The sequence below is a fragment of the Synechococcus sp. FACHB-909 genome, from assembly GCF_014698945.1.
GTDB lineage: Bacteria > Cyanobacteriota > Cyanobacteriia > PCC-6307 > Cyanobiaceae > Cyanobium.
Window position 1 is genome coordinate 46,337 of sequence record NZ_JACJTY010000011.1, and the last position, 14,656, is coordinate 60,992.

Consider the following 14,656-nt stretch of genomic DNA (forward strand, 5'->3'; position numbering starts at 1 on the left):
CCATGGAAGTTCAGCACCCCTTGGATGACGGCCCCCTGTCTCCCCAGCAGGCCCAGCTGCTGGAGCAGTTCCGCCAGCGCGTGGACGCGCGGATCAGCAGCCACGGCCTCACCAGCACCGACGTGGCGGATCTGGTGAAGGAGCTGCGCGACCATCCCGATGTGAGCCGCCAGATGATGGCGGAGCTGACCCAGGAGCTGCAGCGGCTGCTGCCCGGTCAGCGCTTCAGTTTTGATTGGGATTGATCAGGTTGATGCCCCCCTGCCTTGGGGCGGCATTCTCCGCCGGCTTGGCCACCGGCAGCTGCAGGCGGCAGACGGCCGTGAGGCTGCGGGCGGCGCGGTCGATCGGTTCGCGCCGCTCGAAGCTGTTGCTGGCCGCCACTACCGAGCGCTGACGGATCGTCCAGAGCACGTCCTTGCAGCTGGCGGGCAGACGCGGATGGTCGAGCAGGGGGTTGGCCAGGCTGCGGGCCTGGTCGCAGGATTCGGCGGTGTTCTCGCGGCTGCAGGCCAGGGTGATCAGCTGCAGGGAGCGGAACTCGGAGGAGGGGGGAAAGGGGGGCGGCTCCGGGGCGGCCCGCAGCGGTGACGCCCCCGCCAGGGGCAGGCTCGCCAGCAGGGCCAGGTGCGGCAGGGCCGCTCCGAGGCGGCGCGGGGCCGGGGAGGTGGCGCGAGGGGACCGGTCCATGGGGGGCGGGGAGGTCACCCAATCATGGCCGCCGCCCCGGGATCCTTGGCGATCGGCGCGATGCCGTCGCGCAGCGGCCGCTGGGAGGCCAGCCAGCGGCGGGCCAGCAACGGGCCGCTCCAGCGGGCGGTGCGGGCCAGCAGGCCCCGCAGGCGGTGCCGGCGCCGCAGCAGCTCGGCCCGTCGTGCCTCCTGCTCCTGCAGCGCCTGGATGCGCCGGATCTCCGGTTGCCGTTCGGCGAACACCGCCGCCGCTGCCGCGTCGATGGCCCCGGGCTCCCCGTCCAGCAGGGCGGGCCCCAGGTGCCTGGCGGCCACCAGGGCATCGCGCAGGGCCATGTTGATCCCCTGGGCCCGCAGCGGGCTCATCGGGTGGGCGGCATCACCGAGCAGCAGCAGGCCGTGCCGCTGCCAGCGGGGGCAGAGCCCCACCCGCACCGGCAATCGCACCGGTCCCTGGACGGCCGCCGCCGGCAGCTCCCGCAGCCGCCGGGCCAGGGCCTCGGGGGCATCCCCGGCCCAGAGTTCCGCCCAGGCGCCGGGGCCGGCCGGGGTGGGCACCGGCGGCGGCTCCGGTGCGATCGCCCAGCCCAGCTGGACACCGCCGCGGGCGGAGGGGAACAGGGCATAGCTGCCCGAGGAGCCCACCACCGTCACGAAGCGGCCGGCCAGCCACTCCAGCACCGCATCAGCCCCCGGGGACTCCAGCCGGAACCAGATCACGTCGAGGAGGCTGGGGGCACGCTCCATCTCCAGGCCGCCCCTGCGGCGCAACAGCGAATCCCGGCCGTCGCAGGCCACCACCAGTGCCGCCTCCAGGGACGTGCCATCCGCCAGGTGCACGCCGGCGACGCGGCCGTCGTGCAGCAGCAGATCGCTGACGGCCTGGCCAGGGTGGAAGCGGAAGCCCGGCTGGCGGCCCGCCTGCTCCAGCAGCTCGCTCAGCAGGGTGTCCTGGTCGATCAGGGTGCAGGGGGCGGCGCTGCCCATGGGCTCGGCCGTCTCGAACAGGGCCTGGCCGTCGAGGAAGAAGCTCCAGGCCGTCAGGGGCCGCTGGCTCACCGCCGCAGGCAGCGGCTCCAGGCCCATGGCCGCCAGGGCCGCCAGGCCACTGGGCATCAGCCCTTCGCCGCGGAACGGCCGACCACCGGGCCCGGTGGCATCGATCAGGTCGACCGCCAGGCCGCGGCGGGCCAGGAGCAGGGCCAGGCTGGCTCCGGCGGGGCCGGCCCCCACCACCAGCACCCGGGCGCCAGGGGCTCCGGAGGGGGCGTTCAGGTGAAGGAGTTGTAGTTGAGGCCTTCCTCGGGGCTGCCGTTCTCCGCCCCCTGCAGGGCGTTCTTCTTGCTGAGCAGATAGTCGACCAGTTCCTGCTGCAGGGTCAGCAGCTCACTGGTGCAGCCCCGGAAGGCGGCCCGGTGACGGATCTCGTCGTGGCGGGTGTGCAGGTCCCGCAGCATCAGGTTGATGGCGTCCAGGCGCGGGGTGACCTCGCGGGAGCTGGCGGTGGACACAGGGCTGGGGGTGGTGACGGAGCTGGACGCCGGGTCCATGGATCGATTTCTACGCGTCAACGGATCGTAGACGGCGCCGCCATCGCCGCCCCACCGGCGGCAGAGGGCCGTTCACGGCCGCTGCCGCAGCTGCGCCGGCGCTGCTCCATGCGGCGGGCCAGCCGGCCGCTGACGCCCAGTTCGGCCCCACGCCAGAGGCGGTCGATCTCCGCCTCGAAGTGGCGCGCCAGCAGGGGGGAGCGGATCAGCAGCAGGGTCTCGTCGTTCTGGAACGCGGCCGAGGGGCTCCAGTTGAAGCTGCCGGTGATCACGGCGCGGCCGTCGATCACGGCGAACTTGTGGTGCAGCTTGTCGCCGGAGGCCAGCCGCGGCGTGCCCACCCCTTCCAGGGGGGCGCTCCAGGCCCGGTTGTCCGCTTCGATGCGGCAGTCCTGGTCGGGCAGGGTCACGCCGAGCAGGTCGAGGGTCTCGCTGAAGGCCCGGTTGGCGAAGCCGGGATCCGCCAGCAGGCGGAGCTTCACGCCGCGGCCATGCAGCTCCTGGAGCCGGTCGGCCAGGTTCTGGCCCGAGAAGACGAACAGGGCCAGATCGAGGCGCCGGCCGGCACCGGCCAGCTGGGTTTCGAGCCAGGCCAGGCCGTGGTTGGGGTCGCGGCGGCGGTGGGGGGAGAAGAGCACCTCCACCGGCGTGCCGGCCACGTCGACCACCTGGGCGCCGCCGCCCTCGTTCATTTGGGCATGGACCGGTGAGATGGCCGCGGCGGTGATGGGATGGGACGACCAGCACCAGCCGGTGAATCGTTGGGGCAATCACTCGCCACAACTTCGAGGTAGCCAGATCACGGAGGTGACTACGAGTTGGAGTGCAATCAGGTATCTCGATTAGGCCACGAATAAACACAAAGATGTTTGTCGGGGTTGTGTTTAATTAATTGGTTTTAGCGTCAGTGACGCAGTGCTGTCCTCTGGACTAATCTCTTCTGCGAAGAGCTTGTACCTGCGTCCTCTATGCGAAAACTCAAATGAATCGACTAATGTGATTCTGTGCCTAAGCCGGTCTGGTATATTTTGAGATAAGTAGTTAAGGTCAAAGCCTACATAGTTGATTCGTGGATTTATGCCTTGATATATCTCAAAATTCTCTAGGATGATCTCGCCATTTAGAATCTTTTGATGTATTCGAGGAGTCACTTTGAAGCCGCCGCTTTGAATCGAGTTAGAAGAGCCTCTGCTGGTGTCGCCGGAAGAGAGTTGACTCGGTCCCGAGGGCGTAGTTTTTAATCTATCCAGCTCCTCAGATAAGAGTTCTCTTTCCTTCTTTAGCTTGGTGTTTTCATTCTCGATTGTCTTCAGTCTTTCAACTAGAGGCTTCTGGATGTCTGAAATGGTGTTTGAACAGATAAACTGAGCCAGCCCTGATTCTGGTCGTTGCTGTAGAAAGGCTGTACCCAGTACTGTGACCACCGTTGCACCTAGAGTGAAGACGCCCGAAATCAATGCTACGTTGACTTCAGGGGACCTCTGAGAGTTCATGATTTGGCGGTGTGGGGCAAGAACTTGTCAGAGTAGGTAAATCTGCCAAGATTCGGTGCGCTTTGCCAAGGCTACCGCCTTTGAAGTAGTCAATTGTAATATGGATCTTGAAAAAGCTTCGTCGTTCCGGTGCAGGGAGCTCATTTCTTGAATACGCCTGCGTCATGGTGGAAGAGGATATCAACGCTTGAGTGCCCGGAAGCCTTCATCTGGTGCGTCCCTTCTGATTGATGTGGCTGCCTCGCTAGCTCCAGGCGCAAGTTCAGCTGAAGCCACCGGTGAAAGAAGGGGCGAAGCTGATTGAAAACGCGCTCAACTGTGGGAGAGGTGTGATGCTTGCTATTCCCACAGTGCTGGAACCGCCGTCAAGAAAATGTGATGAAATTTCCCTTCAGGTGCAGCCTTCCCATAAGCTGAATGCCGTCCTTATGGTTTCCATATAGGTAGAGCAGCCCGCCGGCGAGTACCCCATTATGCACGATCCGCCGAGGACAGCATTTGCGATGAAGAACTCAAGATGGTGGTCGGTGTTGGTGATTCACTTGCTACTCGGGCACATTAGACCCAAGTTTTGGTAAGCTATCGAAATGGGGGAGGAGACGAGGGACCCTTGGAAATCAGTACTGTGGTTGGGCGTAGAGTAAGTTATCCAGCAGTTTATTGCTTGTCTCTTCGGATGAGTGTTAGTACATTTGTTGAAAACTCAAAATGTCTCGTTCCCTATACGTAGGGAAGTCCCTGAATTCTACGAACAAAAAAATGCCCAAAGCATTATCTTTTTGGCGCCATCTGGCTTGGCAATTTAGCGTTCGCATCTATGTAGGGAATCTATGGAATGTCGTGATGGCGGTGAAGCGGCTCAACAGATCCGATGGTGACTCTTGGCTGTTGCAATAACATGCTCTCTAGTCATTCCTTGCGATAAAAGTAGGATCAAGCGACTAGCTTGATGGTTATCTTGTGTACTCTCAAGCCAAAGGGTGATTGATCGACTTAACAGGTATAGAGAACTTATTCGGTAAGAGCATCGAATACCCGTTTAATTCCGCCGACAACCATTCGGTTGTCCATAAAGCTCTGCAAATCGCTTAAAGCGTCTCTGTTGAATGCGTAGCCACCTTTTGCTGTTCCTGGAATCTTAACCTCTGAAAGAAGATGCTGTCGTAGCATCTCCCTGAGGAGCTTTTCACAATAGATTGAATGCCCCAGTGTGCCTTTATGCCAATCTTCTTGTCGAATGCTTCCCTTGAAGCGGCCATGCTGCCAAAATTTATTAAGTGCTAGTAAGAGAGCGTCGCGAACATGGTCTTTCTTGGATCCATTTGAACTTCCTAAAATCCCTTCCCAAACCAGATGAGTTGGTGGCTCTAAAATACAATCTTGATCAAGAATTATATTAGCCCATTCAGACCCTCTGCAGTCAAGAAACTCAAGATCTCCTGAAAACTTACAAGCGGAAAATCTCGTTTCTTCGTTAGCGGAACAGTTTAAGAAATTCACATCATGAAAAGTGCATCCAATGAAGTTATAACCTGATAGGTTAAAGCGATCTATAGTTCCCGTAATATATAGATTGCTAATCTTGCGCGGTTCGATGATCTTATCTGCAATCAGAGCGCTAAATACGTAGTTTGTTCGTTCTTTAGCAGAAGTTGTAGTCGTAGATGTTTCCGCTAGAGCCTTGAGGATATGAAAAATGAAGCTCTTGGTCAGCGCTGATGCTCTTGGGAGCTCATGGAAGTAAGTGCCAATGGTCGGCACATCCCGATCTCCAAGTAATTCAACCAAATGTTCAATGATGAAGCCTTTGCCATTTGCCTCTCGTGCGAACAGACAACTTACGGTAGGGTTTTCACGATAGGGAGAAAGCAATACTCTATAAAGATAGATCGCAAGTAAATATGATTGGAGAAACTCATAGGCGAATGAGAAACTTGCTCCATCCTTCGTATTAATCAGAGGGTGAGACCCAAGTCTTAAGATGTCTGTCTCATTAAATCCACTGGCAACTAGCAACTCGGACTCAACATCAGGTCGATCTTCCTGGGCGCAATAAACTGCTATGTCAATCAGCGCTTCTAGCTGGATCTTGGCGAGAGTCTTCAGGCCTTGGCGAGCGCACTCTCGCTCAAGAATTTGTAGGAGAAACTGCTCGATTAAGGTTCCATCTTCTGTAATATCTAAGAGCTGGCCTCCATCAGAGACAAATTGTGCGATTAATCCTACACATATTGGTAAGTTGGCGAATTGTGCTCTCCCGCCTCCTTGCTCCCTAGGCCTTAAGGATTGCTGAACCAAGCGCCTGTAAATTGAGATAGCCCGGCTATATTCTGCTTGCTGATTGGGAAAAAACTTCTTGAAATAATCCTTTGCTTGAGTGGACTCAAATGGTCTTAGTAAGTGAATTGTAGTATTGAGAGGTGTTTCGCCAATTTCTGAATCCCAAAATAGCGTGCGCGTGGTGATAATGATTCGGGCATTATTTTCTTCCACCAAGCCAAGAAGCTGGTTAAGCATATCCCGAGCGACAAACCTTGAATGCCGCTGAGTGCATAGCTCGTCAAAGCCGTCAAAGATGAATACTATGTATCCCTGCCTAAGTGCATGCTCAAATAGATCCTCTCGTATGAATAAGCCTCTGCTGAAGACTCCTATCGAGTTTTGAATGACACTCCATAGGTCGTCAATAGTGTCGATCTGGAGTTTGCTCCAGTGAGATGCTTCAACATATGTTGGAATAATCTTGTTGCGCTTGTAGGTCTCTGCAAGTTCTTTGATTACGCGACGAGCCAGAGTGGTTTTGCCAACCCCTGCAGAGGCGCTAATCACATGCAGCTTTCCTCCAGGGCTGACGCCCCTCAAAAAGTTGTACACATCGCGGTCTAGCCGATCATCGGCGTTGGTTGCTGTTTCACTCCTCTGCTGCACATATACCCGCTCTCGACTGATCCCATCGGAAAGGCCAGCCAAATAATCAGAAAATAAGAAATCTAGACGCTCCCAAATTAAATCCTCAAAGATCGAGTGATTTACATCCCCGCCGAAGACTTTATGGATTGTCTTTGAATCAATTCCGGACTTGGGTGTTACAAGATATAAATCCGAGTCTGCGGTTACTCTCTTGGCGAGCCACCTTGCTTGCTGAATGGTGGCAGTTGAGGGGAGGTAAGCAAACTTGTGGGTTACCTTGCTAACCCCTGCGATTGTCGTTGCTTCGTAGAACTTCCAAGCTTCTGATGGAAGATCTTCGAGGGGAACTTCAGTTATTTCTGAGTAGCCGAGAAGCTCTAAGTCCTTTTCGGAGAGAGTGGAGGGCATGGCGAGGACTTTTCCGTTTGAACAACATAGCAGATTTCGGAGATCAGAGGACCTGGTCTCCTTGTTGAAGCCCTTTCAGTCCTCGCATAAGACCAGCTTGAGTGCCCAGAGGGAGGACCAATGGTCCCTAAGAGTTCGGGATGTTACACGTCAGCTGCCGTTCAGCGTCTTTCCGTAGCTTTCTGCCTTGGCAGTAAGTCAATTAAATCGCCTAAACTAGACGCTCATGGTCCAGCGCGATGTGCGGCTCTGTCCCTCAGCGCCTCATAGATCCCTGCATAGTTGAGCAATATGTCCTTCAACCCAGACAGTACAGAAGGTTGGTTCAATGCTTGTGTGCTCATGGACGTATGGGCATCAAGGGCATTGATGATCGCGTTGGTCAGTTCCTTCTGAAGATCGGGGGAGTTGCCAAACTGCTCCTTGGTGTTGTTGATGGCCTGTTGCTGGAGGATTTCAGATTCGAGCAGCTTGCCCTTGATCACGTTGTTGACGTACACCAGCTTGTCGTCTTCGCTCAGGTCCCCCTCGAACAGGTCGTTGACCTTGGCGATGATCTCCTCCAGCAGGGCCTTCTGTTTCTCCTGCACCTGGCCGGTCCCTGTCTCGGTCATTGGCTGAAGCTTGGTGGCCTCGCCTTCCCCAAGATTCAGGTTCTGCTTGCCTAGCTTCCTGAGGTTGTGGTGGGTGAGCACCACCTTGGATAGATCCACCGTTTCCCGCTCACGGCCGAAATCCAGCAAAGGCAGCAGGCGCTTGTAGAAGATCGAGCGCATCTCCACTCCAGTGCTGCCGTAGTCGAAGATCTGGGAGAGGAAGGTGTAGAGCCTCAGGAAGGCACCCATGTCGGACTTGAACATCGTCAGGGCATTCAGCTCGTCTTCCGCATCCTTGATGGCAGCGGCATCCCCTAGCTCCTTGCCCACGGAGAGAACGTTCTGAGCGGCCTTGAACTTCTTGAGCAGCCGATCCGCCACAGGCTCAAGGGCCTTGGCCAGCTCGCTCTGCTTGCCGTTGGGGTCCAGCTCCACCTTGACCACCCGCTCCACCTCGAAGTCGTCGTAGTGGCCGGCCGCATCGAGCTTGGCCCGTAGATCGAACACCAGGTTGGGGTCCGTGGTGCCAGCCAGCTCAGCGGTTTCGTAGAAGGTCTTGAAGGCAGCGAGGATCTCGGCGGGTTCGTTCACGAAGTCCACCACGAAGGTGTCTTCCTTGCCGGGGTGGCAGCGGTTTAGGCGCGAGAGCGTCTGCACCGCCTGGATGCCCGCCAGCCGCCGATCCACGTACATGCCGCAGAGCAGTGGCTGATCGAAGCCGGTCTGGAACTTGTTGGCCACCAGCAGGATCTGGTATTCGCCGGTATCGAAGGCCTCGCGGATGCCTTGACCCTTGAGGCCAGGGTTGAGGGCGGAGCTGGTCTCGGTGAAGTCGTCCGGGCCGCTCTCCTTGTCGCTCACGGAGCCGGAGAAGGCCACCAAGGTGCCGATGCCGTAGCCCTTCTCCTTGATGTATTTCTCGATCGCCAGCTGCCAGCGCACCGCCTCCAGACGGCTGGCCACCACCACCATCGCCTTGGCTGTGCCATGGAGCAGGGGGGCGATGAACTCCAGGAAGTGCTCGACAACGATCTGCACCTTCTGGGAGATGTTGTACGGGTGGAGCCTGACCCAGCCCATGATCTTCTTGAGGGCGGCGCTTTTCTCCACCTCGGCTTCGTCGTAGCTGGCGCCGTTGTGGGCCAGGCGGAAGGCCAGCCTGTAGCTGGTGTAGTTCCGCAGCACGTCGAGGATGAACTCCTCCTCGATCGCCTGGCGCATCGAGTAGACGTGAAACGGCTCGGGCTTGTTGGTGTCGCTGGCTGGCTCGGCAGAGTTGGGACGCCTACCAAACAACTCCAGCGTCTTGGCCTTGGGGGTGGCGGTGAAGGCCACGAAGGTGATGCCGCTCTCCTTGGCGCGGGCAGCCATCTGAGCAGCCAGCACGTCGTCCATGCTCACCTCGCCCCCGTCTTCTAGATCGGCCAGCTCCTCGGCACTGAGCACCGCCTTGAGCTTGGCGGCGGCCTCTCCGCTCTGGGAGCTGTGGGCCTCGTCGGCAATCACGGCAAAGCGTTTGCCCTGGGTGGCTGACAGCTCCCGCACAGCTGCCAGCGCGAAGGGGAAAGTCTGGATGGTACAGACAACGATTTTCTTGTCCCCGGAGAGCGCCTCGGCCAACTTGCCGCTCTTGCTGCCGTCGGCGTTGGTGATGCTGGCCACCACCCCAGTGGTGCGCTGGAAGTCGAACAGGGCCTCCTGCAGCTGGGAGTCGATCACATTGCGGTCGGACACCACCAGCACGGTGTCGAACACCTTGCTGTGCTCGGCGTTGTGCAGCTCGGCCAGGAAGTGGGCGGTCCAGGCGATCGACTTGGTCTTGCCGGAACCGGCTGAGTGCTGCACCAGGTACTTGCTGCCCGCCCCCTCAGCCAGCACGGCTGCCTGGAGCTTGCGGGTGACATCGAGCTGGTGGTAGCGGGGGAAGACCACCTCCTTGATCTGCTTCTTCTTGTCACGGGTGGCCACCAGGTAGCGGCCGAGGATTTCCAGCCAGCTGTGGCGCTCCCACACCTCCTCCCACAGGTAGCCGGTGCGGTAGCCGCGCTCGGGGTCGAGGGGGTTCCCAGCCCCGCCTTCGTCGCCCCGGTTGAAGGGCAGGAATTTGGTGTCGGGTCCGATGAGCTTGGTGGTCATCTTCACCTCCCGGGTGCTCACGGCGAAATGCACCAGGGCGCCGCTGGGGAACGTCAGCAGCGGTTCGGGGCTCTGTCCCTTGGGCCGGGGGTTCCGATCAAAGCGGTATTGATCCACCGCGTCACCGATCGGCTGGGTGAAGTCGGTCTTCAGCTCGGCTGTGGCCACCGGGATGCCGTTGAGGAACAGCACAAGGTCGATGCTGTTTTCGTTGTGGGTCGAGTACCGCAGCTGGCGCACCACCCGGAGGCGGTTGGCGGCGTAGCGGCTGAGGATCTCGGGGTTGAGGGCCAGGGCCGGCTTGAACTGGGCCAGCTGCAGCGGCTTCTTGAGGCCCAGCAGCTCGATGCCTTGGCGGAGGACATCAAGGGTGCCGCGCTGGTCGAGCTGTGTCCGCAGGCGATTCAGGAGGGTGTCGGTGGCACTGGAGCCATGGTTTTTCTGCAGCACCTCCCAGGCATCGGGCTGGGATTCCTGCACCCACGCCACCACGTCGGCTGGGAACAGAGCACGGGGGCGGTCGTAGGCCTGGTAGTCCCCCTCGGCGTAGTGCCAGCCGTGGGCTCCCAGATGCTGGGTGATCTCCACCTCGAAGTTGATCTCGTGGTGGAGGTTCATTGGTTCACCGAGAGAGACTTCAGAACAGGCCTGAGAGCCTGTTCCAACTCATTCATCGCTTTGATCAGTTGGGATTGGATGGTGGGCCACTCCTCTTCAGGTGAGCGGTAGCCGCCGGGAAGATTGAGTCGGATTCGGCAAGCCTTCCGCCCATCGAGCCTCTCCCAGGAGACCGGGAGAGAGATAGAGGCATCAATCGAAGCCTGAGAATCTTTTATTCGATCAAAGATTTGCTTATTTTGCTGAGAGTCACCTGTTCCTAGATCGATGTACAGCTCAGCCGTACAGCTCTTCATGGTTACACTGTACCAATATCCAAACCCAGGAATTCCAGATGAAGCACCAAGCCAGGAACCAATTCCTGGAGTTATGTGCGCATGGAGCTTTGCGTCAGGATGGGAAACAAGTGCTGCCCACCATTTCTTGCGGCTCTCATGGCGCTCTGACAGCTCTTGTTTAGCTCGACCAGTTTCTTTGGCCTCGACTGATGGACCAACGATGAGGGTAAGCAGAGGAGCCGCAGGGGAATCGCTGATACGCACAGCTTCAACCTTCACCAAGTAGAAATCAGCATTGAGAGATTCATTGAGCCAAGCCATGGCTGCCACATGTTCAGGCCGTGGCTCGGAAACGATCCAGATTGCAGCGCGTGCACTCCGGGCTGTCAAATAAGTGATCAGTTTGCCTAGGTGGTCGTGATCACTTTTTTCGAGCTGGTTTTCAATCACATAGGTGATGCCGACCTCGTCTTCAGCAACGAGATCAATGCTGAACGATCCAGCTGCCTGCTCTCGATCAGCCGTGATGAGATTCAGATCTAAGGAGTCGTTGAGAACGTCAATGTTTTTCTGCAGCCATTGCGTGAAGTCGTAAGCCTCATGCTTCCACACCTCCCGAAGGGGAACCCGCTGAAGCTTGCCGATGGATGAGTAGCTCATGCGGCGGCCTCAGCGGGCACCAGGCCCCGAACGTCGATCCGGCCGGTGACGGCGGCGGAGATCAGGGCGGAGCGGCGTTCTTGGAGGAGGCCGATGGCACGATCTGATTCGCCTTTGAGGCTATCGAGTCTGGCGGCTTCTTCATTGAGATACGAAACGATGGCTTCCTGTTCCCGCAGATGCGGAATCGGCAGTTTCCACGCTCCCAATTGCTCGCAGGTAATGGCACCTTTCGTACTGCCAACACCTTCGCTCTCGGTTCTCAGGTGTTCATAGGCTGCCTCAAGCGCCCGCTGGAGATAGTCAATACCCAACCGTTCGACATCGGGCTTGATGTATGCGACGTGCTGATTCACTGTCGCAACAAACCTGAGTGGTGCGGCCATACCGCGCGTCTTGCCCTGGCCGGTGATGCCGACCAAAACGGCTGGTGGCTCAATGATCGGCAAGTGGCACTCCTTCAGTGCAAGTTGCGTTACGAATCTCTCAGCCTCTGAAACTTCAGCTTGATTCACAACCGAGCTGTTCAACCAGGGGAAGCCGACATCAGTCCAATAGTCCGAGTTGTCTCGGTTCGGAGTCGATCCGTTGCCAATGCGCGCAAGGAACTTGACGGGACATACTTCCCAATGCTCCGGCACCTCCCCCAGCCACTCCACGCCTGAGTCCTTTATCGGCGCGTCCGGGTTCAGCCCCTTGGTGACGGCATGGGAGATGACGGCCTGGCGCTTCTCCTGGAGCAACTCGATCAGCCGCTGTTGTTCGGCGATCAGGTCGTCGATCTTGGCGGTTTCGTGGTCGAGGAAGGTAGCGATCAGCGCCTGCTCAGAGAAGGCAGAAGGGAGGCCGACAGCGAAGTCCTTCACAAAGGCTTCCGGTACACGCTTCTGCCCACCAGCCCCATACATCGAGGACTCGCCTAGCCGGCGGAAGGTGTGAGAACGAAAGATGTAATCCAGCAGCCTGGGGTGAATAACTCCGTCGCGAGGGCGAGCAACTATTAGCTCTGTGGTTCCGAACCCAGCCCCACCAAGTAGGCCACTGATCAGAGCCCCCTTGCCATTCTCGAAGCAGGGGGTGATCTTAGCGACGACAACATCACCGTCCCGAAAGTACGTATATCCAGTTTCGACATCCTCAAGTTTCTTTGTGCGATCAAGGCAAAGCCTTCCGTCTTCACCGATCGCCTCCATTGGCAAGAAGGAAATGACTGAATCCTTGCTTGTACCATTCAGCTCTGACTTTGAAGGGTTTATATCAGAGGCAAAACGCAGTCTGGTGACATCCCAATGTTGCGGCACCTCCCCCAGCCACTCCACCCCGCTGTCCTTGTAAGCCGGATACCTGGGAAAACTCACGCCGTTAGTCCCCCGATCATCTCCAGAATCCGATCCGTCACCTGCTTCAGCTCAGCGTCGATCACCTCTAGGGGCCTGGTTGGGCTGAACACATAGAAATGCCGGTTGAAGGGGATCTCATACCCCACCTTGGTCTTGTCGTGGTCGATCCAGGCTTCAGGCACATGAGGCAGCACCTCTCGCTTGAAGTAGGTCTCCACTTCTTCTGAGAGGGGCACGTTCTCGGTATCGCGCAGGCTGGAGTCAGCCACTGGCTTGCCCTTTGCCTTGCCCTTCTGCCCCACAACCACCTTGCCCGCGTCATCCCGCAGGGGGCGCTCCACCGTGATGGTGCGATAGCCGAAGGTTTCGTTGGGGAAGATCTTGCTGATCGGCTTGCCTTCCTTCTTGGCTTCTTCGAACCGCCCAAACAGCTGGGTGATCTCCTCGATGTGGTCGGGGCTCAGTTCCTTGCGCTTACTTCCAAGGCTCTTGCGCATCTTCTGCGAGAAGCTGCTGGCGTCGATCAGCTGCACCTTGCCCTTGCGGGCCACCGGCTTGCGGTTGCTCAGGATCCAGATGTAGGTGCTGATCCCTGTGTTGTAGAACATGTCGGTGGGCAAGGCGACAATCGCCTCCACCAAGTCGTTCTCCAGCACATAGCGGCGGATCTCGCTTTCCCCGGATCCCGCCCCACCGGTGAACAAGGGCGAGCCGTTCAGGACGATCCCGAAGCGGCTGCCGCCATCCACCGCCGGGCGCATCTTCGAGATCAGGTGCAGCAGGAATAGAAGAGACCCATCGCTCACCCTGGGCAGGCCAGGCCCAAAGCGACCCTCGAAGCCCATCAACTGGGCTTCCTTGCGGATGTCCTTCTCGATTTTCTTCCAGTCCACCCCAAATGGTGGGTTGGAAAGCATGTAGTCGAACTTCTGCTCCTGAAGGCCGTCGTCGTTGAGGGTGTTGCCGAAGATGATGTTGCGGATGTCCTGGCCCTTGATCAGCATGTCGGCTTTGCAGATCGCGTAGGACTCCGCGTTCAGCTCCTGCCCGTACATCACCAGCCGGGCCTCGGGGTTGTGCTCCGCCAGATGCTCCTCACTGACGCTCAGCATCCCGCCGGTGCCCACCGCCGGGTCGTAGAGGGTCCGCACCACGCCGGGCTTGCTGAGGGCATCGTCGTCCTCGTTGAACAGCAGGTTCACCATCAGCCGGATCACCTCCCTGGGGGTGAAGTGCTCCCCGGCGGTCTCGTTGGATTCTTCGGCAAACTTGCGGATCAGCTCCTCAAACACCGTGCCCATCTGGGCGTTACTCACCACCTCTGGGTGCAGGTCGATCCCGGCGAAGCGTTCGGTGACCAGGTACAGCAGGCCAGCTTTCGCCAGCTTGTCGATCTGGGTGTGGAACTCGAAGCTCTCGAAGATGTCCAGCACCGCCGGGGAGAAGGCCTGCATGTAAGCCCGCAGGTTCTCGCCGATGTGGTCCTGGTCCCCCATAAGCCGCTTCATATCAAGCGGAGAGGTGTTGTAAAAGAGGAGCCCGGCCTTCTTGAGCAGGAATGGCTCGGGGTTCAGGCCAGCTTCTTCGCGCAGCTTCTTCTCGGCCAGCACCTCAGCTTTTGTGGCCTCCAGAGCGCAGTCCAGCCGTCGCAGCACTGTGAATGGCAGGATTACCTTCCCGAAGTCGCTGCGCTTGTAGTCGCCCCTCAGGAGGTCGGCGACCGACCAGATGAAGGAGGAAAGGTTGGTCGTGGTTCGCCCGTTTTCAGACTTTGTGGACTGCGCAGCCTGCATGAAATCCTGACGGGGCCTGGGATCGTGTCCCCGGTGACCCCGGAAAGGTAGCCGATCCTTCCACGCATTCAGCGATCCGCTTGGTGGCCGTCACCACCAAGCCCCCACACCACCCCCGCCACCCTCGGGTAGCAGCAGGCTTGAGCCGGCTCATTAGGCCCGCCAGTGACCACGGGGACGTG

11 protein-coding genes are annotated in these 14,656 nt (G+C 58.7%); 1 reads left to right on the plus strand and 10 read right to left on the minus strand.

Features of this window, described 5'->3' with window-relative positions:
* The first annotated feature begins 2 nt into the window (after positions 1-2).
* Positions 3-245: a hypothetical protein gene (locus H6G99_RS14875; protein ID WP_094586461.1), complete on the plus strand. Its 243-nt coding sequence runs from the start codon at positions 3-5 to the stop codon at positions 243-245.
* Here H6G99_RS14875 and H6G99_RS14880 read toward each other — a convergent pair.
* The 10 genes from H6G99_RS14880 to H6G99_RS14925 form a co-directional block, all read right to left on the minus strand.
* The gene (locus H6G99_RS14880; protein WP_190612307.1) at positions 226-690 is read right to left on the minus strand and encodes a hypothetical protein; all 465 of its coding nucleotides are present in this window, start codon (positions 688-690) and stop codon (positions 226-228) included. The genes H6G99_RS14875 and H6G99_RS14880 overlap by 20 nt on opposite strands.
* Positions 691-704: 14 nt before the next feature.
* Positions 705-1,934, minus strand: coding sequence for an FAD-dependent monooxygenase (locus tag H6G99_RS14885; protein ID WP_353617259.1), 1,230 nt, complete (start codon positions 1,932-1,934; stop codon positions 705-707).
* A gap of 29 nt (positions 1,935-1,963) precedes the next feature.
* Complete coding sequence (locus H6G99_RS14890; RefSeq protein WP_190612309.1) at positions 1,964-2,242, minus strand: hypothetical protein; 279 nt, start codon at positions 2,240-2,242, stop codon at positions 1,964-1,966.
* A 17-nt stretch (positions 2,243-2,259) separates the two neighbouring features.
* On the minus strand, positions 2,260-3,012 hold the full coding sequence (locus tag H6G99_RS14895; protein ID WP_353617260.1) for a phospholipase D-like domain-containing protein: 753 nt from the start codon (positions 3,010-3,012) through the stop codon (positions 2,260-2,262).
* 114 nt (positions 3,013-3,126) lie between these two features.
* Positions 3,127-3,735 (minus strand): hypothetical protein, encoded by a 609-nt coding sequence (locus H6G99_RS14900; RefSeq protein ID WP_190612311.1) that lies wholly within the window; start codon positions 3,733-3,735, stop codon positions 3,127-3,129.
* Between the two features lie 1,011 nt (positions 3,736-4,746).
* Positions 4,747-7,053 (minus strand): NACHT domain-containing protein, encoded by a 2,307-nt coding sequence (locus tag H6G99_RS14905; RefSeq protein WP_190612313.1) that lies wholly within the window; start codon positions 7,051-7,053, stop codon positions 4,747-4,749.
* Between the two features lie 224 nt (positions 7,054-7,277).
* Positions 7,278-10,403 (minus strand): type I restriction endonuclease subunit R, encoded by a 3,126-nt coding sequence (locus tag H6G99_RS14910; protein WP_190612314.1) that lies wholly within the window; start codon positions 10,401-10,403, stop codon positions 7,278-7,280.
* Positions 10,400-11,341: a DUF4268 domain-containing protein gene (locus tag H6G99_RS14915; protein ID WP_190612316.1), complete on the minus strand. Its 942-nt coding sequence runs from the start codon at positions 11,339-11,341 to the stop codon at positions 10,400-10,402. The genes H6G99_RS14910 and H6G99_RS14915 overlap by 4 nt, the downstream gene beginning before the upstream one ends.
* The gene (locus H6G99_RS14920) at positions 11,338-12,699 is read right to left on the minus strand and encodes a restriction endonuclease subunit S (protein ID WP_190612318.1); all 1,362 of its coding nucleotides are present in this window, start codon (positions 12,697-12,699) and stop codon (positions 11,338-11,340) included. Before H6G99_RS14920 ends, H6G99_RS14915 begins: the two co-directional genes overlap by 4 nt.
* Positions 12,696-14,474, minus strand: coding sequence for a type I restriction-modification system subunit M (locus H6G99_RS14925; protein ID WP_190612320.1), 1,779 nt, complete (start codon positions 14,472-14,474; stop codon positions 12,696-12,698). Before H6G99_RS14925 ends, H6G99_RS14920 begins: the two co-directional genes overlap by 4 nt.
* Between the last annotated feature and the right edge of the window lie 182 nt (positions 14,475-14,656).